This window comes from Cohnella rhizoplanae (genome assembly GCF_948329515.1).
Classification (GTDB): Bacteria; Bacillota; Bacilli; order Paenibacillales; family Paenibacillaceae; genus Cohnella; species Cohnella rhizoplanae.
In genome coordinates, this window is sequence record NZ_CAOJCN010000013.1 from 25512 (window position 1) to 48135 (window position 22624).

A 22624-nucleotide genomic window follows, 5' to 3' on the forward strand; every position below is an offset into this window, starting at 1 on the left:
ATCCAACACGGATTGGCGGGAAGGCTTCTTCGTCGTCGGATCCTCGCCCGGCTCCTCGTATCGATAGATTGAATGCGCCGATTTGATTTTTCTATTACGCAAAAGCGCGATCTACCCTTATATTAACTATTAATCCGACTACACAGACTGGAATTATCAATTTTAAACTCGAGGGGGATTCGAATATGGGAAAGAACAGACAACTTAAGCTGGGCGCGGTACTGCATGGCGTAGGATCGAGCATGTCGGCCTGGAGGCATCCCGACGTCCCGTCGGACGCGAGCATCAGCTGGCCCTTCTATCTGGAGCAGGCGCAGCAGGCCGAGCAGGGTAAGTTCGACTTTATCTTCATCGCGGACGGCCTCACCATCAACGAGCGGTCGATCCCGCACTTCCTGAACCGCTTCGAGCCGCTGACGCTGCTGTCCGCGCTCGGCGCGGTGACCTCGCGCATCGGGCTCGTCGGTACGCTGTCCACCTCTTATAGCGAGCCCTTCACCGTCGCGCGCCAGTTCGCCTCGCTGGATCATATTACGGGCGGACGCGCAGGCTGGAACGTGGTCACCTCGCCTGGCGAAGCGACCGCGGCGAACTTCAACAAAGGCGCGCATCCCGACCATGCCAAGCGTTACCGCCTCGCCGCAGAGTACCTCGAGGTCGCCAAGGGGCTATGGGATTCGTGGGAGGACGACGCCTTCGTCCGCGACAAGGAGAACGGCGTCTTCTTCGATCCGGAAAAGATGCACCGGCTGAACCACAAGGGCGAGTTCTTCTCCGTCGAAGGACCGCTCAACATCGCCCGCTCCAAGCAGGGCAGGCCGATCGTCTTCCAGGCGGGCTCGTCCGAAGCGGGACGCGATCTGGCCGCGAGGACGGCGGACGCGGTCTTCACGGGACACGAGACGATCGAGGAAGCCCAGGCGTTCTATGCCGACGTGAAGCGCAGAGCCGCCGAGTACGGACGCTCGCCGGACGAGATTCTGATCTTCCCCGGCATCGGGCCGATCGTCGGCGCCACGGACGAGGATGCCGAACGCAGATATGAGGAGGTCGCCTCCCTCGCTTCGGTCGAGGACGCGCTGCTGTATCTCGGCCGCTTTTTCGACCACCACGACTTCTCCGCGTATCCGCTCGACGAGCCGTTCCCCGACATCGGGGATCTCGGGACCAACAGCTTCCGCAGCATCACGGACCGGATCAAGCAGAAGGCCCAGGAAAACGGCTGGACGCTCCGCCAGGTCGCGCTCCGCACGATGACGCCCAAGGGGCCGTTCGTCGGCACGCCGGATAAGGTCGCGGATCGTCTCGTTCAATGGTTCGAGGGCGGCGCCGCGGACGGCTTCATCGTCGGCGAGGGCGTGCCCGGCGGATTCGCCGACTTCGTCAGGCTGGTCGTGCCGCTGCTGCAGGAGAGAGGCTTGTACCGGCAGGACTACGAGCAAGACACGCTGCGGGGCAACCTGGGCCTGCCGTTCCCGGTCAACCGCTATGCCGCGCCGGTCGCGGTCCGTTCTTAAATAAACCTTGTGAATATGGGAGGAACATTCAGATGTACAGCAATCATCGCTCGTTCAAATGGACTTCTGCGCTGCTCGCGGTCACGCTCACGCTGGCGCTGGCGCTTGCCGCCTGCGGCAACAACAATAATAACGGCGGCCAGGCCGCTTCCGGCGATGCGAGTCCAAGCGCCGGTTCGCCTGCGGCCTCGCAAGTGGACGGTTCGCCGTCCGCCGCCGCGCAAGGCGGCGAACTGACCTATGCGCTCGCCACTTCGCCAGACACGCTCGATCCCCAGCGCAGCGGCCTCGCGGTCGCCGTGCGCGTCATCCGCACCCTTTACGACAACCTCGTCGTGAAGCTGCCCGACAACACGGTCAAGCCGTGGCTCGCCACCGAGTGGACCGAGTCCGAAGACGGCCTGAGCTATACGTTCAAGCTGCGCCAGGACGTCAAGTTCCAGGACGGCACGCCGTTCAACGCGGAAGCCGTGAAGTTCAACTACGACCGCATCCTCGACCCGAACACGAAGGCCGCCAACGCGAGCGCGCTGCTGAAGCCCTACAAGTCGGCGGAAGTCATCGACGAGTATACGGTCAAGCTGAACCTGGAGACGCCGTCGCGCGCCTTCCTCGGCAACTTGAGCCAGGCGCTTCTCGGCCTCGTCTCCCCGACGGCCGCCAAGAAGTACGGCGATCAGTTCGGCAAAAATCCGGTCGGCACCGGCCCGTTCAAGTTCGTTAAGTGGGAAGAGAACGCCGAGATCACGGTCGAGCGCAATCCCGATTACAACTGGGCACCCGAGATCGTCGACAATAAAGGCGCGCCATATCTCGACCGCTTGACCTTCAAGATCGCGCCGGAGGAAGCGACCCGAATCGGCAGCGTCCAGAGCGGCCAAGTGCTCGCAGCCGAGACCGTGCCTCCGCAGAACATCGTCTCATTCAAGAGCAATCCGGATTTCCAGGTGCTGCAGGCCAACACGATCGGGCTTCCATATACACTGTTCATCAATCAGGAACACGCGCCATGGGGCGAGACCAAGGCCCGCCAGGCGCTGCAATACGGCATCGACGTCGGCGCCATCGTCAAGACGCTGTATCTCGGCACTTACGACCAAGCCTGGTCCGCGCTGACGCCGGGCGTGCTCGGTTACGACGCGTCGCTTGAGAATTCCGTCCAGCCCGACGCAGACAAAGCGAACGCGCTGCTTGACGAGATCGGCTGGAAAAAAGGCGCCGACGGCATCCGCGAGAAGGACGGCAAGAAGCTCACGCTGCGCTACGTCGACGGCTCGCCGAATCGCGAGAAGCGCAACGATATCGCCGCCATTATCCAGCAGCAGCTAAAGAAGATCGGGATCGACACCGAAGTCGTCATCACCAAGGACATCCTCACCGAGGTGTACACCAACTCCAACTACGACCTTTACGGCAACAGCCAGGTCAATGGAGATCCGAACGCGCTGTCGGCCTTCTATCACACGGCGCCGAAGGGCGCGCTCGGCAACCTCTCCAAAGTCTCCGATCCGGAGCTCGATCAGTGGCTCGAGCAGGGCGCGCTGGAAAAGGACGACGCAAAACGCGCCGAGCTGTACAAAAAAGTGCAGCAGCGCATCAAGGATGAGGCGATCATCCTCCCGATCTATGTATTCCCGTATACGGTGGCGGCGTCCAAGTCCGTCCAGGGCTTGAAGTTCGATCTGCTGGGCTACCCGCTGTTCAACGACGTGAGCCTGGCCAAGTAAAGGTAGGGGAGGGGTAACAAGCGATGCTTAAAGCCGTGACCGGACGCATACTCTCCTCCCTCCTCGTCATCGTCGGCTCGTCGGCGCTCGTATTCGTCATCATGTACCTGCTGCCGGGCGACCCGGTGGCGAGCATGATCGACATCTCCAGCGCCTCGCCCGAGACGATCGCGAACCTCCGTCACCAGCTCGGAATCGACCGCCCCTTCCTGCTGCAGCTTGCCGATTACTTCGGCAAGCTGCTTCGCGGCGACTTCGGTCAATCCGTGCTGAACTCGGAGCCCGTACTGCCCAAGATCGCGAAGCACTTCCCCGCGACTCTCGCGCTGGCAGCCGCCAGCGCCGCCGTATCCGTCATCGTCGGCGTAATCTTGGGCGTGCTGTCGGCCATTCACCGCAACAAGCCGATCGACCTGATCGCCCGGATCGTGGGCCTGCTCGGCATCTCGATGCCCGCCTTCTGGACCGGCATCCTGCTGCTGCTGATCTTCTCCATCCGGCTGGGGTGGTTCCCGGCGATGGGCTCGGACGGCTGGCGGACGCTCGTGCTGCCCGCGCTCACGCTCGGCCTCATCGGCGCTGGCTTCATCGTCCGCATGGTCCGCAACAGCATGCTGGAGGTCATCGGGGATGCCTTCGTCGTGACGCTGCGCGCCAAGGGCCTGTCGGAGCGGGCGGTCATGTACCGGCATGCGCTGCGCAACGCGCTGATCCCCGCCGTCACGATGATCGGCGTGCTCGCGGGCGAGATGCTGGCGGGCACCGTCGTCATCGAGACGGTATTCTCCAGGCAGGGCATCGGCCGCATCATCGCGGACGCCATCATGGCGAAGGATCTGCCGGTCGTGCAGGGCGTCATCCTTTTCTCTTCGCTCGTCTACGTCGTCGTCAACCTGCTCGTCGACTTGTCTTATGCGGTCATCGACCCGCGCGTGCGGCGGTCGGCGTGACGGCGTGATGGCGTGATGGCGTAATTCCAATGGCTTAATGGCGAGATGGCATGCGGGCGCGGCGTAGAGGATCTATAGTTGCTAAAAAGCAGCTATTCCGGCGCGCCCCTTCCCGTTTTCAACAAATAGTTGTCGAAAGGCAGTTGGCTTGGTTTGCCACTCTTCGCTGCAAAAAACGGCAAATTAACTGCCTTTTAGACGTTAATTTATTTACTCGGCGGCCAGCCGCCGAATGAGCTGCCTTTTGACCCTATCTCTGCCCGGCCCAAGAAAGGACGTGAATCTATGAGACAATCTACGGCCGCGGAGGCGGTGCTGCAGCGCAGGAAGTGGGAGCTGCCGGCCTACCGCGGACGCGCGAGGCGCATCAGGCCGGCGGACTTGTTCGTCTATGCCGCGGGCGCGCTGATCCTGATCATCGCCATCTGCGCGGCCTTCCCGCAATGGATCGCGCCTTACTCGCCCACGGACATGATGATGGACGCCATCATGCAGGGGCCGAGCGCCGCTCATCCCTTCGGCACGGACTACTACGGGCGCGACATCCTCAGTCTCGTCGTGTATGGCAGCCGGGACTCGCTGTATATCGGCTTCATGTCGGTACTCGTCGGCGGGCTCGCGGGCGGCGCGATCGGCACGCTCTCCGGGTACGTCGGGGGCGCGCTGGACGCCGTGCTGATGCGGATCGTGGACGTGCTGATGACGATACCCGGCATCCTGCTGGCGCTGGCGATCGCGGCCGCGATGGGACCGGGCATGGGCAACATCGTGCTGGCCGTAGCGGCGGCTTCCGTGCCCGGCTATGCCCGCGTCATGCGCGGCCAGACGATCAGCATCAAGAACCGGCCGTTCGTGACGGCTTCCCGCGCCATAGGCGCAACCCCTTTCGCCATCTTCTGGAAGCATGTGCTGCCCAACTCGCTCTCCCCGCTGCTCGTCATGGCGACGCTCGGCATCGGCACCGCCATCCTGACCGGCTCCGGCCTCAGCTTTCTGGGACTTGGCGTGTTAAAAGAAATACCCGACTGGGGCGCGCTGCTGTCGCAGGGTCGAGGTTATCTGACGGTGGCATGGTGGATCTGCACGTATCCCGGCCTCGCCATCACGCTGCTCGTACTCGCCGTCAACATCGTCGGGGACTGGCTGCGCGACCGTCTCGACCCCAAGCGCAAGGAAGCATGAACGGCTTCCGCCCCTATACAGAAAGGAGTCTGCCATGCAAAGCCTGCTAGAGATTGAGCGGCTGTCCGTCGGCTTCCGCACGAAGCGCGGGTTCCTCCAAGCCCTGCACGACGTTTCCTTGACCATCGCCCCGGGAGAGACCGTGTGCCTCGTAGGCGAGTCGGGCAGCGGCAAGACCGTCGCCTCCAAGGCGGTCATGCGGCTCGTCGATTACGAGAACGGGCAGATCGAAGGCGGCCGCATCGCGCTTGGCGGGATCGACCTGACCGCGCTGACGCAGAGCGAGCTGCGCAGCCTGAGAGGCAAACGGATCGCGATGATCTTCCAGGAGCCGATGGCCGCGTTCGATCCCGTCTACACGATCGGCTACCAGCTCGTCGAGACGATCCTGCGGCATGAGCGCAAGACGAAGGCCGAGGCGAAGGCCCATGCCGCGAGCCTGCTCGCGCGCGTCGGCATCCCGGAGCCCGAGCTGCGCATGAAGCAGTACCCGGGCGAGCTGTCGGGCGGCATGCTGCAGCGCGCGATGATCGCGCTGGCGCTGTCCTGCGGACCCGAGCTGCTCATCGCGGACGAGCCGACGACGGCGCTCGACGTGACGATCCAAGCGCAGATCCTCCATCTGCTGCAGGAACTGAAGGCCGAGTTCGGCATGTCGGTCCTGCTGATCACGCACGACCTGGGCATCGCCGCCCAGATCGCGGACCGGATCGTCGTCATGTACGCGGGACGGATCGTCGAGCAGGCGACCGCCGCCGAGCTGTTCGCGCAGCCGCATCATCCGTATACGAGCGGCCTGCTGCGCTCGGTCGCCACGCTCGATACGGAGAAGGGCGACCGGCTGTACGCGATCGCGGGCAGCATCCCGAGCCTCGGCAAGCTGCCGGAAGGCTGCGTGTTCCATCCCCGCTGCCCGCACGCGACCGACCGGTGCCGCGCGGCGCCGCCGCCGCCCGTCCGGCGAGGCGACCGGGAGGCGGCCTGCTGGCATGCGGACGCGCTCATACGGGACGGCGCGCTGATCGCCGGCGCGGCGAGCGAGGATGCGCGGGACTTCGGCGCGTCCGGGGACTCGGCGCGAGCGGAGGTCTCCGCTCGGGTCTTGCGCGAAGGCGCGGCAGGCGGCGGCAGCACGATCGTGCAGCCGGGCCAAGCGGTACTGACGGCGCAGGCATCGACGGCGCAGACGGCAGCGGCGGCGCCTGCCGGAGGAACCGAGCTGTTCCGGGTAGAGGACGTGCGCAAGTACTATCCGATCAAGCGGGGATTCCCCGGACGCTCCCGCGCGTTCGTGCGCGCGGTAGACGGCGTCTCCTTCTCCATCCGGGAGGGAGAGACGCTCGGGCTCGTGGGCGAGTCCGGCAGCGGCAAGTCGACGCTGGGCCGGCTATTGCTCCAGCTGGAGCCCGTCACGTCGGGACGCGTACTGTTCGAGGGGGAGGATCTGACTCGCCTCGGCGCCTCGCGTCTGCGGCAGACGCGCAGGCATATGCAGATGATATTCCAGGATCCGTACGGCTCCCTCGACCCCCGCTGGAACGTGGGCGATCTCGTCGGCGAGCCGCTCGCCGTGCATCACGGTCTCGCGGGCAAGGAAAAGAAGCAGCGCGTCGAGGAGCTGCTCGCCGCCGTCGGTCTCGATCACGGCATTATATCGCGGCATCCGCATGAATTCTCCGGCGGTCAGCGGCAGCGGATCGGCATCGCGCGCGCCATCGCGCTGCATCCCAAGTTCGTGCTCGCCGACGAGGCGGTGTCCGCGTTGGACGTGTCGGTGCAGGCGCAGGTCGTCAACCTGCTGCAGGATCTGCAGCAGAAGCTGGGGCTGACTTATCTGTTCATCGCGCACGGGCTCCACGTCGTCCGTCATATCTCGGACCGGATCGCCGTCATGTACCTGGGCCGGATCGTGGAGATCGCGCCGAGCCGCGAGCTGTTCCGGCGGCCCGCCCATCCCTACACGCGCGCGCTCATCGACTCGATCCCGCATCCCGACCCGCGGCTGCGGACCGAGCCCGCCGCCATTCGCGGCGAGATCCCGTCCCCGGCGCGCCCGCCGGCGGGCTGCAGATTCCATACCCGCTGCCCGCTGGCCACCGACCGGTGCCGGGCGGAGTCGCCGGACTTGCTCCCGCTGGACGGCGATCGCTCGGTCGCCTGCCACTATCCCCTGGCATAAGTTTCAATGATGCAGGTGCCCAAACAAACGAATATCGCTCACGGAGAGGAGAAAGCGGCACGCCCTCGTCGTCGGGAGCCAGGTCGTCGGCGGACTCCACTGCGCGCGAGCGCCGGCGGGATCTGCACGGCCTACGGTGCGGGCTGCGCATCACCATCCCCGCTTCGACTTCGACGAGCGCGCGCTGCTGCACGCCGGCAAGCTATGGCTTGCGCTCGCGCTGGCGGAGCGTCCTGCTTCCTAGCGGCGCGGCTCCGGGGATCGCATACGAACAGGAGGCTTCCCGGTGCCCGATTGGAAACGCAATTTGTACATCCTCTGGATCGGCCTCTTTTTGAACCACCTCTCCTATACGCTCTCGGTTCCCTTCTTCCCGCTCTTCCTCGAGCGCGATCTGGGCGTCGTCCGCGGTCTCGAGGCCTGGTCCGGCATCTCCATCTCGATCAGCTTCCTCGTCAGCGGACTGTGCGCCCCCTTCTGGGGCTCGCTCGCCGACCGGTTCGGCAGCAAGCCGATGCTCGTCCGCTCCGGCATCGGCCTCGGACTCGCGCATCTGGCCAACTACCTCGTCTACGATCTCTTCTCGTTCATCCTCGTACGGATCTTTCAGGGACTGATGGCCGGCTTCGGCCCGGCAGCCCTGACGATGGTCGGGTCGCGCACGCCCGAGCGGCATGCGGGCTATGCGCTCGGCGTGATCTCCACCTCGACCGCGGCAGGCGGCATCCTGGGCCCCCTCGCCGGGGGCGTGCTCGCCCATGCGGTCGGCCTGCGGGGCTGCTTTATCGCTTCGGGCGTCATCACGCTGCTGTCCGCCGTCATCGTGCTGGGCGTCAAGGAAGCCCGCGAGCGCCGGGCGACGGTGCGCCAGAGCGTCCTGTCGGACATCCGCCGCGCCGCCGCCACCCCCGGACTGCCGGCGATCTACGCGCTCATCCTGATAGTATCGACCTCGGTGCTCATTCTGGAGCCGCTTCTAACGCTATACGTGGTGCGGATCGGCGCCTCTGCCGAGGATGCCGCGCTCAGCTCGGGCATCGTCTTCTCGGCGGTCGGCGTGGCGACGGTGATCATGGGGCCTTATTGGGGGAAAAGGGGGGGACGAATCGGTTACGGCAAAACGCTGTTCATCGGACTTTTGGGCGGCGGCATAGGCAGCGCGCTGCAGGCCGCCGTGCAGAACATCGCCGGCTTCGCGCTGCTGCGCTTCGGCTACGGGCTCTTTTTTGCGGCCGTCTACCCCGCCTTGAACGCGCTTGTCGTCCAGTACGCCGACAAAGACTTCCGGGGACGCGCGGTCAGCCTGAGCCAGTCGGCGAGCCAGTTCGGCATCGTCGCGGGGCCGCTGCTCGGCGGCATGCTCGGCGGCTGGACCGGCATCCCGTTCATCTTTGTCCTGACGGGGGCCGTCCTGCTGGGCGCGGCCTGGTATGTGAGAGCCGGGAGGCTGCCGTAGTCGGCGCCGAATCCTCTTTTGGCTATTCATAGAGTAGCGCACAAGCCGTCCCTCGCGAGTTCGCATATCCTATCGTGCAGCTCATTAGCAGAGGAGGAGTGCTTCATGACGCGTCTATTGGATGCCAGAACCTCGCAAAATAAAAGCTATGCCGACCTGGAGTCGACGACGATCCTGCCGGCGAACACGGTGACCCCGATCGGGGTCGTCGGCCTGAACACCGCCGGGGCGGGCAGCAATATCCGGGTGCAGTTCTCGGCAATCGCCGAACTCCGGCTGCCAGAGCCGTTAACGTCCGATACGGTCATCACGATCGCGATCGTACGCGGGACGGACTTGACCGGGACGCCGGTCGCCTATGCGCTCTACGGCACCGGCAACACCGTGTCGCCGATTCAAGTCGTCACGATTACCGCATCCGACTACGACGTGCCCGATCCGTCGCCCGAGGAACTCGTTTATACCTTATTTATATTCTGCACGTCCGAGGCCACGCGGATCGGCATGGAAAGCTTCAACGCGATCGCCTTCTCGGATTAAGGCGCGAGCAGGGCCCTTATGCCTGCCCCGCCTCCCGCAGCGCCTGCTGATGATACAGCCGCAGGACCGCGTCCTCCATCGGCGGATTGGACAGGCCGAAGCGGATATCGCGGAACAGCCGCTGCAGCGGGTGCGTCTGCGCCAGCCCGTGCGCGCCGGCGACGCGCAGCGCCTTGTCGGCGACGGAGAGCGCCGTGCGGATCGCGACGACCTTGACCGCGCCGAGCTCGGCGATGCCGGCGGCCTCGTCGGCGACGGGACGCTCCCACCGGGCGGCGACGCTATACATAAAGTGCCGCGCCGCCGCCAGCTCGATATCGATCTCGCCGATCAGCGTGCCGATATGCGGCAGATGGAGGATCGGCCGGTCGAGCGAATTGGGCTGGTACGAAGCCGCGAAGGCGAGCGCCTCGTCGCGCGCGGCGAGCGCGGCGCCGAGGTAACAAGCGGGCACGTGCAGCAGATGCGGATTGGCCGCCGGGCCGCCGCGCTTGCCGGGCGCGGCACGGTAGACGAGCGCCTCCGCAGGCAGGACGACGTCATCGAGCACGAGATCGTGGCTGCCCGTGCCGCGCATCCCCATCATGTTCCAGACCGGGTCGACGGATACGCCGGGCGCGTCCATGGGGATCAGGAAGTCGGCCGGTCCCTCGGCATCCCCTTCGGTCAGGGTCGTATTGACGAGGACAAGGTCGAGCGCCGGCGCCAGGGACGTGAACGTCTTGCGTCCCCGCACTACATATCCGTCCCCTTTCGGCTCGGCCGTCGTCTGCATCTTACCGCCCCGGGACGGACTGCCCGTCCCTTTCTCCGTCGCCGCCCGGTTCACGAGCTTGCCCTCGGCGACGGCCCGCAGGAACGGCGCCAGCTTGTCCTCGCTCCATGTCTTCTTCGCGGCCAGCTCGGCCACCGAGCTCACATGCCAGCCGATCGCGAGTGCCAGCGCAGGGTCTCCCGCAGCGATCCGTTCCTGATAGAGGACCATCTCGTAGACGGACATGCTTCCGCCGCCATACGCCTGCGGGACCGCCCACTTCGTGTAGCCTGCGGCGCGCAGCTTCTCCACCGATTCGAACGCGAAGCCGCCCTCCTGATCCACGGCTTGCGCCAGGGGCTTGAACGAATCCGCCATCTCGCCGATTAGCGCGAGGCGCTCCCGCTCCGACTCCGTCCTTGCAAAGCTGTCCGTCATCCCATCCGCCTCCGGTTCTCTCTATATTGTTAATGAGACTAGCATGTTCGGACAGGCGGATCAAGGGCGCAGGCGGAGAAGAGCAGCTTCGAGCATCGGCGGGAATGGACCCCGGATCCGCTATGCGTCTCAAAATCCATCCAAACGGCGAGGTGAAGGACACAGCGGCCGTTTATTTTCTCCGCAAACGGTCCGTGGACCCTCTGCAGCTAAGGATAACGGATCCGCGGTCCGCCAACCCCCGATAAACGCTCTATTTTCCCAAAATAACGGATCTACGGTCCGCTTCCCCGCTCGCCAACTCCCCCAGCCTCGCACTCCACCCGCTATCCCGCCCCTCCCCTTGTACGCGCGGCGACCGCGAGACTTGCGCCGTTCTCGCTCCGCCTGCACCCTTCTGAATGTCCGGCACGTTTAGGGGTATGAATGTACTATAGAGGAATAGCGGAATGGGAAGGCGGGTTACCGGCATGGTACGTGTATTGGTGGTGGACGACGAGGCGGGCATCTCGGAGGCGGTAGCGTACGCGCTGCGGCGCGAGGGATACGAGGTCGATACGGCGGCGGACGGCGTGGAGGCGCTGGAAAAGGTAGAGGCGCAGCGGCCCGACGTCATGGTGCTGGACGTGATGATGCCGCGCATGGGCGGATATGAAGTATGCCGCAAGCTGGAGGGCGGGGACCGTCCGGCCATCCTGCTGCTCACGGTGAAGAACGACATCGTGGACAAAGTGCTGGGGCTCGAACTCGGTGCGGATGATTACATGACCAAGCCCTTCGACATCCGCGAACTCATCGCGCGCGTGAAGGCGCTCGCCCGCAGGATGCAGGACCACGTCCCTGCGCCGGCGACGCCTGCCGATGCCGACACGGTGCGCTTGGGCGCGCTCGCGATCGAGCCGCTCTCGCGGACGGCCCGCGTGGACGGGCATGCGCTCGATCTCACGCCCAAGGAGTACGATCTCTTGAAGCTGCTCGCCGCCAATCCGGAGCGGGTCTACACGCGCGAGGCGCTGCTCGACCTCGTGTGGGATATGGACTTCGCGGGAGGCACGCGGACGGTGGACATCCACGTACAGCGTCTGCGGCGCAAGCTCGGCGAGGCGCAGAGCCTCATCCAGACGGTGTTCGGCGTCGGCTACAAGAGCGCCAGGCCGGCCGAATGAGCCGGCGGCGGCGCATACGCATCGGCCTGAAGGGCAAGCTGTCGCTGCTGCTCGCCCTGCTGCTGGCCGCCGTCGTCGCCGCGCTCAGCGCGCAGGCGCTGTCGGGCATCCGGGACGACCAGCAGGAGCGGCTCGAGCGGACCTTCGCTCGCCAAGCCGAGGCGGCGAATCTGCGCGTGCGCGAAGCGTTCCTGACGGGCGAACGCGTCGAGGCGAAGCCCTTCATGGAGAAAAACGGGCAGCGGCTCGCCGTCGATCTCGGGGAATTAAGCGGCATGCCGGTGACGTTATATGATACGGACGGCGTGCTGGCCGGCACGTCGCTGCCGATCCAGCCGCGGACGGACGCCTCGGACGCGCTGGCGTATACCGCCCAGGGCGTGTCCGCTTATATTACGGAAGGCGATGCACTCTTATACCTTGCCCCTCTGTATAACGCCGATCAGCAGCTCGGCACGGTGCAGTTCCACGCGTCGCTCGCCGAGCAGAACGCGTTTTACGAACGAATCCGCGACCTGTTCCTGTATGCGGGGCTCGCCGTGCTGGCGGGCGGCTTCCTGATCGGGTACCTCTACGTTCACCGTCAGGTCAACGTGATCCGCAGGCTCAACCGGGCCGCCCAGCAGATCGGACGCGGCGATTATCTGTCCCGCCCTCCCGTACGGCGCAGGGACGAGCTGGGCGAACTGGCCGACGGCATCTACGATATGAGCGGCAGCATCTCTACGTCGGTATCGCAGTTAAACGCCGAGAAGCGCAAGCTCATGGAGGCCATCGCGAGGCTGAGCGAGCTCGAGCGCCAGCAGAAACAGTTCATCGGCAACATCAGCCACGAGCTGAAGACCCCGCTGACGTCGATCCGCGCCTACGCCGATCTGCTGGAGATGTACGGCGACGATCCGGAGCTGCTCGCCAAGGCGCGAGAGCGGATCGGCATGGAGGCGGCGCGTCTATATGAGCTGGTCGAGAAGGCGCTGCAGCTGTCCGCGATGGACGTATACGACTTCGAGACGAGATCCGAACAGGTAGAGCTCGCCCCGCTGCTGAGCGAAGCCGCCGAGCGCATCCGGGTGAAGGCCGACGCCGCGGGCATTCGCGTAGAATCGCAGCTTCAAGGCGGCATTGTCTGGGCGGACCCGGACAACCTGATGCATATCGTGCTGAACCTGCTCGACAATGCGGTGAAGTACAACGTGCCGGGCGGAAAAGTAACGCTGAGCAATCGGCAGGCTTCAGGAGACGACGGGAGTGCGCGAATGATCGTGGAGGTTGCGGATACGGGCATAGGCATCCCGCCCGAGGCGCAGGCACGCATCTTCGACCCGTTCTTCACGGTGAGCGGGGACCGCTCCCGCGCGACCGGCGGCACCGGACTCGGACTGTCGCTCGTCCGCAGCCTCGCCGAGAAGCAGGGCGGCGCGGTGCGGCTCGCGGAGTCCGGGCCGTCCGGCTCCCGGTTCGCCCTCGAGCTGCCCGTCGCGGCGCCGGCGCGCGAGTCGTAAACGGCGCTCCGAAATGTTTACAACTTCGATACATGCCGGATATGGCTTCGATATATCACGATTCTATACTGATCTCAAGACAGGGACGACGGACGCAGGGCAGCGCGGTATGAGCGCCTCGCTGCAGCTGCTCCCTGGCGAGATCCATCTCAGTCAGGAGGACCTGTCATGCCGAACAAAAAAGGAGAGATTGCCGTTAAGCTGACGCTGTTGCTCACGCTCGCGTTTGAACTGACGGCCTGCAGCGCCAAGAACGGCGAGCCGGTCCCCGTCGCATCCGGCGCGGAAGCCGGCGGGACGGACGGACCGGCGGCGCCGGGCGCCGACGGCGGCAAGCGCAAGCTGACCGTCGTGAGGGAGACGGACGCGCCGAAGCGCACGGAAGTCGCGATCGACCGCATCCACCGTATCGAGGGCGCCTCCATCGACGCGTGGCTGTCCGACGACGCCGTGCGGATCACGACGACGAAGCGGTTGTCGCCCGGCACGGAGACGGAAGAGGCGAAGTACAGCTACACGACAGAGACCGTCAATCTGCTCGACGACGCGCGCAGCGCCGACCGACAGGCCGATGCAGACCGCAGCAAGGCCGCGCTCGTCAAGGAGACGCCGTCGCCGGACGGCAAGTTCGCCTTCGTGCAGCAGTGGAAGGATCACTATACCGCTCGCAACTTCGTCAAGAACGTCGCCTCGGGGGACATGATCGAGATCAAGGCCGCCAATTACATCGAGTCGGGCGGTTGGCTGGACGCCGACACTTACGTGCTCGCCGCAGGCGCCATGGACGGACGCGGCGACGTACTGGTCATCGAGACCGACGGAACCGTGTCGAAAATGGAGCTCGACGACCCGCAGATCGAAATGTTCGCGAAGTTCACGGCGTCCCGCGGCAGCGTCTACTATACGGACCAGGCGCAGAACCTCAAGGCGGTGGCCTACGGGACCGCCACGAAGCCGACGCTGCTGGCCTCCGGCGTCACGGGCTTCGAGATCGCGCCGGACGGCGCCAGAATCGCCGTAACGACGGCGGACGGTACGGACGGCACCGGCGAGAAGCTGCTTCTGTATGGCGCCGATGGCCGCACCCAAGGCTCGGCGGCGATCGGCAAAGGCGATCTGATCCCTTATATGAGCTGGTCCGCGGATGCCTCCAAGCTGGCCTTCGCCGTATACGCGGAGGACCGCAGCGGCATGAACGGCGTCTACCTGTTCGACGCGGCCTCGGGTATCGTAGTACCCGTCGTCCCGAACGCTTTTCCCCAGTATCCGCTCAGCTGGAACCCCTCCGGCACGCGACTTGGCGTGACGGCGGCGGGCAAGGGCGACCTGCCCGCCACGGAGATCATCGATTTTAAAACCCAAACCCAACAAACCCCTTAAGGAGATGGAATAAATGAAAAACAACATGATGAAGAAATCGGTACTCGGCGCAATGGTGCTCGGCATGACGGTCACGGGCGCGGCAGGCGTATACGCAGGCACGAACATGCAGAAGATCACGGCTTATCTGAACGGCGACATCGGCATCAAGGTGAACGGATCCGCTTATGTCCCGACGGATGCGAGCGGCGGCAAGCTCACCCCGATCACGTATCACGACACGACGTACCTCCCGGTGCGCGCGCTGGCCGGCGCCTTGGACGTACAGCTGACCTTCGATCCCAAGACCAATCAGGTCGTGATCACCACCAAGGCGCCTCAAGCGGCCGATCTGGCCAGCATCGGCTACACCTCTGCGCAAATCAAGGAGATTCAGGCGGCATTCGCGGCATTCGACGGCTTCACGACGCCATACATGCCGACGCTGATGGCTTCGAACGATACGTACAAGCAAGCGTCCGCGACCGGCGACGGCGTGAACTTCGTTTTCTCGCATATGATCGTAAACGTGTCTCCTCGCGACTATTCTTTCGATTACGAGGGCACGAACGTGACCTTGTCGAACGGCGTCCAGGCCAAGTGGTATAAGCCGTCCGACACCGACATGCTGACCTTCAAGCTCGACGACCGATTCGTGACGATCAGCTCTATGGACGGCGCGCTGTCGAAGGCGCAGCTCGAGAAAATCGCAGTCGGCGTTGCCAAGCAATCCGACAGCACGGCCGGTCTGGCCATCGTCTCCTATAGCGATTCGCAGTTCAAAGCCATCAAGGACGCCTTCGCGGGCTTCGACGGCTTCACGACGCCTTATGCGCCGACGCTCATGGCCGGCAACGACACCTTCAAGCAAGCCGCGGCAACCGGCGACGGCGTGAACTTCCTCTTCTCTCACATGACCGTCGGCGTGTCGCCGCGCGATTACTCGGACGGCTACGACAGCACCAAGGTGACCCTGTCCAACGGCGTTCAGGCCAAGTGGTACAAACCGGCCAGCACCGCCATGCTCGGCTTTAAGCTAGATGACCGGTTCGTGACGATCAGCTCCGCGGACGGCGCGCTGACGAATGCGCAGATCGAGAAGATCGCGGTCGGCGTAGCGAAACTCAACAAATAAGGAGGAGGCCCCATCATGAGGGTATCGTTTAAAAAGGCATCCTACGGCTTCGCCCTGGCAAGCGTGCTCGTGCTGGCAGCTTGCAACTCGGCCGGCGCGGACGCCTCGTCCGGCAACGGCGCGCCTAGCGCGTCTCCATCGGCTTCGGCTCCCGCTTCCGCTTCGCCATCGGCATCGGCCGGCAGCGGGACCGACGCTTCCGCCTCCCCGTCGGGCGGCGCATCCGCGAGCGCCTCGGCTCCGGCTTCGTCTTCCGCCGCGCCGACCAAGATCTCCGCCGAGGTCGCCGCTCAGATCAAAGAGCTGATGAAGCTCGCCAAGGAGGGCAAGGCGCCCGGCATCCCGTACGTCGTCCACGATTCACTGATCGACGACGTGAAGGACGATTGGGGCAAGCCCGACTCGGACGATATGGCGGGCAAAGGCTTCTACGCCGTCTACGGCAAGCACCACGCCGTGTTCGGCTACAACAAGGGTAGCCAGCTCTTCGACATCCGCTCGAGCGACGCCAAGCTGCAGAAGCTGACGCTGCTGCAGATCGAGCAAGCGCTCGGCAAGCCGTCTTCGACGACCAAGAATGGCGACGACACGATCTATGTCTATGAGACGGGCAAGGAATTTCAGCTGAAGTTCGTCATTCCGAAGTCCACGGGCAAAGTCGATCATATCTCCGTTTTCTCGAAGACGGGCTCGCACAACAATATGGCCGGATAAAGACGCTAGGCGGCGAGTTTTACGAAAGAAAAGAGGCGGCCGATTCTCCGGCTGCCTCTTTTCTACGCGAAGAGAGCTATTTATTGAATTCCCAGTCCGCTGCTTACGTATCCGGACACGGTGTTGACCAGGGATAAACCCGAAGCGGTTGCCGAATAGACCAACAGCAGCCGCGTTTCCTTGGTTACGGGGATCGCTAGCCCTTCCGTAATGCCCGAGCCGACGGTCCCGATGGGGATGATGCCCGTCAGCGGTGGAGACATGGTGACGACGGCGCCGGGTATGGCCGTAAAGACGTTGTCCGGCGTCGTGGATGCATAGAGCTGTGCGGTGACCGTCACGGTCGAGCCCACGAGGTTAAGCGCGTTGGCCGTGCTGAAGTACCCGCTCAGCGATGTGATCGTCCCGTCTCTCGGAACGCTGAACGCATAATTCACGTCTGCGCCGCCGCTGCCTGTCAGATCGATTGTATTGCCTACGGCACCGGGCGTGGCAGCCGACTTGCCGAAGCCGATCATTCCGCCGCTGCCGGATAATCCGCCGGCCGTTGTCGTCAAAGCGACCGGCGTGCCTGAAGAGAAGGGGATGATGGCGCTTGCCCCCGCGGGGCCGGCCGGACCCATCGGACCGGCGGGGCCGACGGGGCCTGCGGGACCGATGGGACCTGCAGGGCCGACTGCACCCGCGGTACCGGCGGGGCCGGCAGGGCCAGCGGGGCCGATTGGACCGGCTGGACCGGCTGGACCCACGGTACCGGCGGGGCCGGCAGGGCCTGCGGGACCGGCAGGGCCGGATGGGCCCGCGGTACCTGCTGGGCCTGCCGCGCCTGCGCTGCCCGTATCGCCTTTATCGCCTTTGGCCGCGAGCAGCTTGTAGTCTGTCGAGACATTCGGCGTTCCAGTCGGCGCGGCCTTTAACGTGATATAAGTCGAGCCCTCGTATAAGACGACTTGGTCTTTAGCATAACCGGATGCGGCCGTTCCGCTGTACGCGACTGCGCCGTTCAGACCGACGCCGTTAGCGCCTGCAGGTCCTGTAGGTCCTGCAGGTCCCGCTGGTCCGGCTGGACCAGAAGAACCGGCAGAGCCTGATGCGCCCGCGGGGCCCGCCGGACCAGCCGGACCTTGTGCGCCCGTTTCTCCCTTTGGTCCTTGCGCGCCCGGCTCACCCTGTGGTCCCGACCCGCTTGACCCGCCCGCCGCGTCGCCGAAGGTCAGCTGTACGGTCTGCGTCTTCTGGTTCCATCCGACCTGCGCGCCGAATGCGCTCGCGAACAACCGGACCGGAATCAGCACGCGGCCGTCCTTCACCTCGGCCGGCGCATCGAGCGCCACCGTCCGGACTTCTGCTCCTTCTTTTATGGTCGCCATGCGCGCACCCGCCACGACGGTCACCTTCACGCCGTCCTTCACGGCGGTTACGGTCCGCGTAGCCTGATCCCAACTAACGCTCGCGCCGAGCGTGTCGTTAATATCCTTCATCGGCACCAGTACGGTATTCTTCACGAGAATAGGCGACACCTGGTACTTCACATTGCTGCCATTCACGTTCAGGGAAATGCCGCCACCCGTGGCGGCGCCCGCAGGAGCGGCTACCAGACTCGCTGCGAGCAAAAGCAGGCTCCCGGCGGTGGCTGACTTCTTTTTTAACACTTGCATTCCTCCTTGAGCAATAGGATGGATGAGGCGACCAGATTTGACACAACCCGGTTAATCTTAACGTAATGGTTGTACCCTGCCCCTCCCAGCGCTCAAACACAAAAATCGACAAAAACACAAAAAGGATCAAGCGCCTATCGTGCTTGGTCCTTTGTTAGAACGGTACGGTGGTTATTTGCCTGCCGCAGCGGCGCTCATCTTCGTTGCCTTCCCCCACCGATCCCCCGGCTTCCGCACGATCTGCGCGTAGATGTAGGGCCATGGAACGGTGGCGGCGACGACCGCGCCCAGCGCGCAGGAGAATACGGTCTCGGAGATCGGGTCGGTCATCTGGCCGGAGGACCATGCCGGGAGTGCCACGATCAGCAGCCAGATGGACTTCCACAGCATCTCCCATAGCAGCACGGGCAGCATGCGCAGCGGGTAACGCAGTCCAAGCAGTGCCAGCAAGCTCAAGGCCGCCTGCATACATGCGACTACGCCATCCATCAGTTCTCTTTGCGGATCCGGATGAATCATCTGCCGGATGAAGTCCGGCCACATAAATACGCCAAGTCCAACGGCAATAAAGAGGTAACCGGCTCTCAGCAGATAAAGGCGAAACAGCGATATCTCGTTCAAGTGGGCAGCTCCTATTCTCTTGGGGGGGGCCGCGAGCCTCTCGGCTCCGGTCACGCTCTAATCGACTTCCTTCAGTACCTTCTCAATCGCGCCGACCCGTATTTTTATCTCGGAGAGCGAGGACTCGATCGATGCGAGCGCGGCCGCAGCCTCCGATTGTCCCGCGACGGCCATTTCCGCTACCTTCCGGTACGCCTCCTCATTGGCATAACGCAGCTTCGCTTGTTTGACGGCCGCGTAGTACCGCATGCCGAAAATGAGCAATAACGCGGCAAACGGCAAGCAAATCGTAAAAACATACATACCTCCGGACATAGTACACCTCTACTGTTCAGAATGGGCGGTCAGTGACTTCGCTGCCTGCGCGATGGTCGCGGGCGTGAGTTCAAGGCCGAAGTCGGTTACTTCGAAATAATTCAGCGCTTTGCCGTCGGGAGAGAGCTCGAGCTGGCTGACGACCAGGCCTGCAGCCTCCAGCTTCTGAAGGTGCAGGTGAAGCAGCGGGCGGCTGATCCCGATCTCGCGGGCAAGCTGACTGACATAGTTGCGTCCGCCGGTCGCCAGCGTGGCGACGATCCGCAGCCTGTGCGGGTTGGCCAGCGCCGCCAGCATTGCGAGTACCTCGTCTCCTCCTGTGTTTTTATAATTGTTTATCATGTGTAAATAATATCTTACAGGTGTAATAACGTCAAGCGGAAATCCGCGAACAACAATAAACAGGACCAAGCAGCGCTTGTCTGCTTGGTCCTGTTCGATGCGGCCGGCCCTGCGTTTCAGTTACAGCACGCCATAATGATGCTGTTTATATTAGATTGGATATCCGCGCGCAAGAAAGCTTTCAATCTCCGCCATGCCGATCCTCCTGGTTTCTAGCTCTCCCCAAATGCTTTTATAATTGGCGCGCTGCTCCTTCGTAAACGCGGAATGGCAGCATGCAACCGGCATAGCCTCGCTTATGTCCTTATCCCCCTTCACTCTGCGCATGTTTGACAGCTGCACCCCGGTTTAAAGCATGCCGATCCGGTTGCCTTCCGCCGCCGATAAATCACGATGGCCGTTACGACAAGTCCAAGGGCCAACACCGCCACGACCGCCGGTCTTACAAAGAAGAATGAAAGACCCATGGCTGCTGCCCCTCCTATTAAGGGTAGCGTACAACATAACGCGCACGCGCTTATGAGTCCGATCCCGGCGAGCCAATCCTTTTTTCTCATTTACTTCACCCTCTCATGCAAGCTATAATTCGATCATAAAACTTAAAGCCAGCTTTAAGTCAAGAGGTGAAATCGGATTGGCAGAGCTAAGCATCGGCGAGATGGCCGCAAAGGCCCACGTGAACGCGTCAACGCTTCGATATTATGAATCCGTTGGGCTGCTGCCTTCTCCGGCGCGGAAAAACGGTCAACGCCGCTATGAGGAAAGCCTGCTTGACCGCATCGATTTTATTAAGATCGCTCAGCAGACCGGGTTCAGCATTGAGGAAATCGCCGTACTGTTGGAGGGATTTGCAACGGGCGACTCTCTGTCCGAGCGATGGGAGCGGATGGCGCTTCAGAAACGCTCGGAGTTAGAGGATCGAAAAAAACAAATTAACGCGATGATACAAATCCTGGATAACGGCTTAAATTGCAGCTGCCTCACTTGGACCGATTGTAAGGAGAAAATAGAAAACAACGGTTGCTGCTAGCGTCTTAGTACTTGCAGGCTGTACTCCCGTCCGAACAGCGGTTCGAGCACGCTCCACAGCGTCCCGTTCGCCGCTTCGACCTTCGCCATCGCGTCCGGACCGCCGACGTCCACCGGGTCCAGCCCGATATCGGCGGCCAGCCCGGCGACGACCGTTACCGCCGACGGGTCATCCCCGCTCACGAAAGCCGTCGCACGGCCCCCTTCATACCGGGGATTCGCGAGCACCTCCCACGGCAGCGTGTGAAACGCGCGGACGACCCGCGCGCCCGGCGCGAGGCGCCGCACCTCGGTATCCGCGGAGGCGCCGTCGTAACGGTTGGTGCAGTTGATTAGGATCCTGCCGCTCAGATCGCCCGCCTCCGCCAGCGCGTGCTCTACGTGCTCCGGGCGCACGGCCAGCAGGATCGCTTCGCCGAATGCGGCCGCCTCGCGCACCGAGCCGGATTGAGCGTTCGGCCCCGCCTCCGCCAGCAAAGCTTGCATATGCCCGCCATGGGGATCTCGCGAGCCGAACATCATTTCATGCCCATGCGCCGCCCACCTCTTGCCCAACGTACCGCCTATTCGTCCCGAACCGATCGACGCGATTTTCATTTCGCCGCAGCCTCCTTCGCTAATAGATCCCGGTAAAAATCCAGCTTCTCCCTCGTCTGCCCCATCACGTCGGCCAGCGCCCGGTACTGCGCCTCCATCCGGGACAGATGCTCCCCGAGTATCCGCGTCCGGCTCTCGATCGCCTCCCGGTCCTCGCCGCTCAGCGGAAACGCGGGATTCGCGAAGCACCGTCCCTCCTGCAGAAAAGCCTTCATCTCCTCCAGCGACAGCCCCGTCCGCTTCAGACAATGCAACGAAGACAGCCGCTTCACGTCGTCCTCGCTGTACGACCGTACGCCTGCCGGGCTCCGCTCCGGTTGCTTCGTTAAGCCGATCTTCTCGTAGTACCTAAGCGTATCGATGCTGAACCCCGTCAGCTCGGCCGCTTGCCCGATCGAGTACATCCGAACGCCTCCTCTCGTCTCGACATTCCTAGTCTAGATGCTGGAGCCGGCTCCAGGTCAACACCTTTAATGCGCTGCGATATCCGGCACTGCCTCTGCTGCTTGGACGAACGCACGAATGAGCGGATGCACGAAGCTCTTGAACGCGGACCGCTCCGGCTGGAACAGCGTGCCGAAGAAGAAAGGATGTCCGTCCAGCTCCATGATTCGCGTTTCCCCCGCCTCGTCGACCCCGGCAATGCGGAAGCCCGCTTGCGAAACTTGTGCCGCGAACGCGGGATTGAGTCCGTAATTGCAGATGCCGTATTGCTCGATCGTCTCCAAGGCACCGTAAGCGGCCGCGGTTCGGGAGCCGGGCGACAACAGGAATCGATGCGTATGCTCCCGGAAAGCGCACGACAGCGGCGTGACGATCAGCATCGCGCTCTCGGGGCGAATCTCGGCGTGATCGGCCTCGGCCAAACCCATGGCGTCGCGAGCAAATTCAATGATCATATGCTGAAATCCGCCGCATGTACCCAGTGCCGGAATCCGGTTCTCGCGAGCATAGCGAATGCCGTTCAGTGCGCCCTGCATGCTGGCGTAGGGACTTGCGGGGGCGATCCATAATGCCTGATAGCTTACGAGCTTCGACTCGTGCGCATCTGCGAGCGCGGTCGTCGGAATCCAATCGCAGTCGACCCTCAGCCCGAGCTCTTCAGCGGTCAGCCGCAGCGCCCGGGGAATGGCGATATGCGCTTTGACCTCCTCCTTGTAATCGCCGATCACTCCGATTCGAATCATCGTTATCCGCTCCTCCGCATTCGCAACCCATCACAAATAAAGGTAAATAGTACGCGATCGCCTGCAGCGCGCCAACGACGATGCATGTCGCCCCAGTGCTGCCGCTTACGCAGCCGTCTTGATGCGCAGCTGTGAGGTTGGCCGAAGCTAAATCTGCTTTCTTATAAGGTGATCTGAAGCCGAGCAGCACAATTTGAGGTTGCAGGGTCGGTGAGCGGGGCGGCAGCGGTTGTACCAGCATATTTTGAGGTTGCAG

At 63.4% G+C, this 22624-nt stretch carries 21 protein-coding genes; 13 read left to right on the forward strand and 8 right to left on the reverse strand.

Features of this window, described 5'->3' with window-relative positions; translation table 11 throughout:
* Positions 1-185 precede the first annotated feature (185 nt).
* The 7 genes from PQG80_RS18590 (at position 186) to PQG80_RS18620 (ending at position 9551) form a co-directional block, all read left to right on the forward strand.
* Positions 186-1517: an LLM class flavin-dependent oxidoreductase gene (locus tag PQG80_RS18590; protein ID WP_271752939.1), complete on the forward strand. Its 1332-nt coding sequence runs from the start codon at positions 186-188 to the stop codon at positions 1515-1517.
* Positions 1518-1549: 32 nt separating this feature from the next.
* Positions 1550-3244: an ABC transporter substrate-binding protein gene (locus PQG80_RS18595; RefSeq protein WP_271752940.1), complete on the forward strand. Its 1695-nt coding sequence runs from the start codon at positions 1550-1552 to the stop codon at positions 3242-3244.
* A gap of 23 nt (positions 3245-3267) precedes the next feature.
* Entirely contained in the window at positions 3268-4194 is a 927-nt protein-coding gene (locus PQG80_RS18600; RefSeq protein WP_271752941.1) for an ABC transporter permease, read from the forward strand.
* Between the two features lie 285 nt (positions 4195-4479).
* On the forward strand, positions 4480-5376 hold the full coding sequence (locus tag PQG80_RS18605; RefSeq protein ID WP_271752942.1) for an ABC transporter permease: 897 nt from the start codon (positions 4480-4482) through the stop codon (positions 5374-5376).
* Between the two features lie 34 nt (positions 5377-5410).
* Positions 5411-7555 (forward strand): ABC transporter ATP-binding protein, encoded by a 2145-nt coding sequence (locus PQG80_RS18610; RefSeq protein ID WP_271752943.1) that lies wholly within the window; start codon positions 5411-5413, stop codon positions 7553-7555.
* 286 nt (positions 7556-7841) lie between these two features.
* Positions 7842-9011: an MFS transporter gene (locus PQG80_RS18615; protein ID WP_271752944.1), complete on the forward strand. Its 1170-nt coding sequence runs from the start codon at positions 7842-7844 to the stop codon at positions 9009-9011.
* 105 nt (positions 9012-9116) lie between these two features.
* A complete protein-coding gene (locus PQG80_RS18620) occupies positions 9117-9551 on the forward strand; it encodes a hypothetical protein (protein WP_271752945.1) in 435 nt (144 codons plus the stop codon).
* A gap of 16 nt (positions 9552-9567) precedes the next feature.
* Here PQG80_RS18620 and PQG80_RS18625 read toward each other — a convergent pair whose 3' ends face one another.
* Positions 9568-10743, reverse strand: a complete 1176-nt coding sequence (locus tag PQG80_RS18625; RefSeq protein ID WP_271752946.1) for an acyl-CoA dehydrogenase family protein — start codon at positions 10741-10743, stop codon at positions 9568-9570.
* A gap of 470 nt (positions 10744-11213) precedes the next feature.
* Between PQG80_RS18625 and PQG80_RS18630 the strand changes: the two genes are divergently transcribed.
* The 5 genes from PQG80_RS18630 (at position 11214) to PQG80_RS18650 (ending at position 16619) form a co-directional block, all read left to right on the forward strand.
* Entirely contained in the window at positions 11214-11909 is a 696-nt protein-coding gene (locus tag PQG80_RS18630) for a response regulator transcription factor (RefSeq protein ID WP_271752947.1), read from the forward strand.
* Complete coding sequence (locus tag PQG80_RS18635) at positions 11906-13411, forward strand: sensor histidine kinase (protein ID WP_271752948.1); 1506 nt, start codon at positions 11906-11908, stop codon at positions 13409-13411. The genes PQG80_RS18630 and PQG80_RS18635 overlap by 4 nt, the downstream gene beginning before the upstream one ends.
* Before the next feature lie 168 nt (positions 13412-13579).
* Positions 13580-14791, forward strand: coding sequence for a TolB family protein (locus PQG80_RS18640; RefSeq protein WP_271752949.1), 1212 nt, complete (start codon positions 13580-13582; stop codon positions 14789-14791).
* Positions 14792-14804: 13 nt separating this feature from the next.
* Entirely contained in the window at positions 14805-15905 is a 1101-nt protein-coding gene (locus tag PQG80_RS18645) for a stalk domain-containing protein (protein WP_271752950.1), read from the forward strand.
* A 15-nt stretch (positions 15906-15920) separates the two neighbouring features.
* On the forward strand, positions 15921-16619 hold the full coding sequence (locus tag PQG80_RS18650) for a YjgB family protein (RefSeq protein WP_271752951.1): 699 nt from the start codon (positions 15921-15923) through the stop codon (positions 16617-16619).
* Between the two features lie 80 nt (positions 16620-16699).
* On the opposite strand, the gene PQG80_RS18655 is transcribed toward PQG80_RS18650, so the two are convergent.
* The 4 genes from PQG80_RS18655 to PQG80_RS18670 all read right to left on the reverse strand — a co-directional run bounded on the left by PQG80_RS18655 (position 16700) and on the right by PQG80_RS18670 (position 19555).
* On the reverse strand, positions 16700-18271 hold the full coding sequence (locus tag PQG80_RS18655; protein ID WP_271752952.1) for an exosporium glycoprotein BclB-related protein: 1572 nt from the start codon (positions 18269-18271) through the stop codon (positions 16700-16702).
* A 177-nt stretch (positions 18272-18448) separates the two neighbouring features.
* Positions 18449-18898 carry a hypothetical protein gene (locus PQG80_RS18660; protein WP_271752953.1) on the reverse strand — a complete coding sequence of 150 codons (450 nt, stop codon included), beginning with the start codon at positions 18896-18898 and terminating at the stop codon, positions 18449-18451.
* A 57-nt stretch (positions 18899-18955) separates the two neighbouring features.
* Positions 18956-19201 carry a hypothetical protein gene (locus tag PQG80_RS18665; RefSeq protein WP_271752954.1) on the reverse strand — a complete coding sequence of 82 codons (246 nt, stop codon included), beginning with the start codon at positions 19199-19201 and terminating at the stop codon, positions 18956-18958.
* Between the two features lie 21 nt (positions 19202-19222).
* On the reverse strand, positions 19223-19555 hold the full coding sequence (locus PQG80_RS18670) for an ArsR/SmtB family transcription factor (protein WP_271752955.1): 333 nt from the start codon (positions 19553-19555) through the stop codon (positions 19223-19225).
* A 634-nt stretch (positions 19556-20189) separates the two neighbouring features.
* Here PQG80_RS18670 and PQG80_RS18675 point away from each other — a divergent pair.
* The gene (locus PQG80_RS18675; protein ID WP_271752956.1) at positions 20190-20585 is read left to right on the forward strand and encodes a MerR family transcriptional regulator; all 396 of its coding nucleotides are present in this window, start codon (positions 20190-20192) and stop codon (positions 20583-20585) included.
* Here PQG80_RS18675 and PQG80_RS18680 read toward each other — a convergent pair.
* The 3 genes from PQG80_RS18680 to PQG80_RS18690 form a co-directional block, all read right to left on the reverse strand.
* Positions 20582-21181: an NADPH-dependent F420 reductase gene (locus PQG80_RS18680; protein WP_271752957.1), complete on the reverse strand. Its 600-nt coding sequence runs from the start codon at positions 21179-21181 to the stop codon at positions 20582-20584. The two genes, PQG80_RS18675 and PQG80_RS18680, sit on opposite strands and share 4 nt — an antisense overlap.
* Entirely contained in the window at positions 21178-21585 is a 408-nt protein-coding gene (locus tag PQG80_RS18685; protein ID WP_271752958.1) for a MerR family transcriptional regulator, read from the reverse strand. Before PQG80_RS18685 ends, PQG80_RS18680 begins: the two co-directional genes overlap by 4 nt.
* A gap of 66 nt (positions 21586-21651) precedes the next feature.
* Positions 21652-22368 carry a CTP synthase C-terminal region-related (seleno)protein gene (locus tag PQG80_RS18690; protein ID WP_271752959.1) on the reverse strand — a complete coding sequence of 239 codons (717 nt, stop codon included), beginning with the start codon at positions 22366-22368 and terminating at the stop codon, positions 21652-21654.
* Positions 22369-22624: the final 256 nt, after the last annotated feature.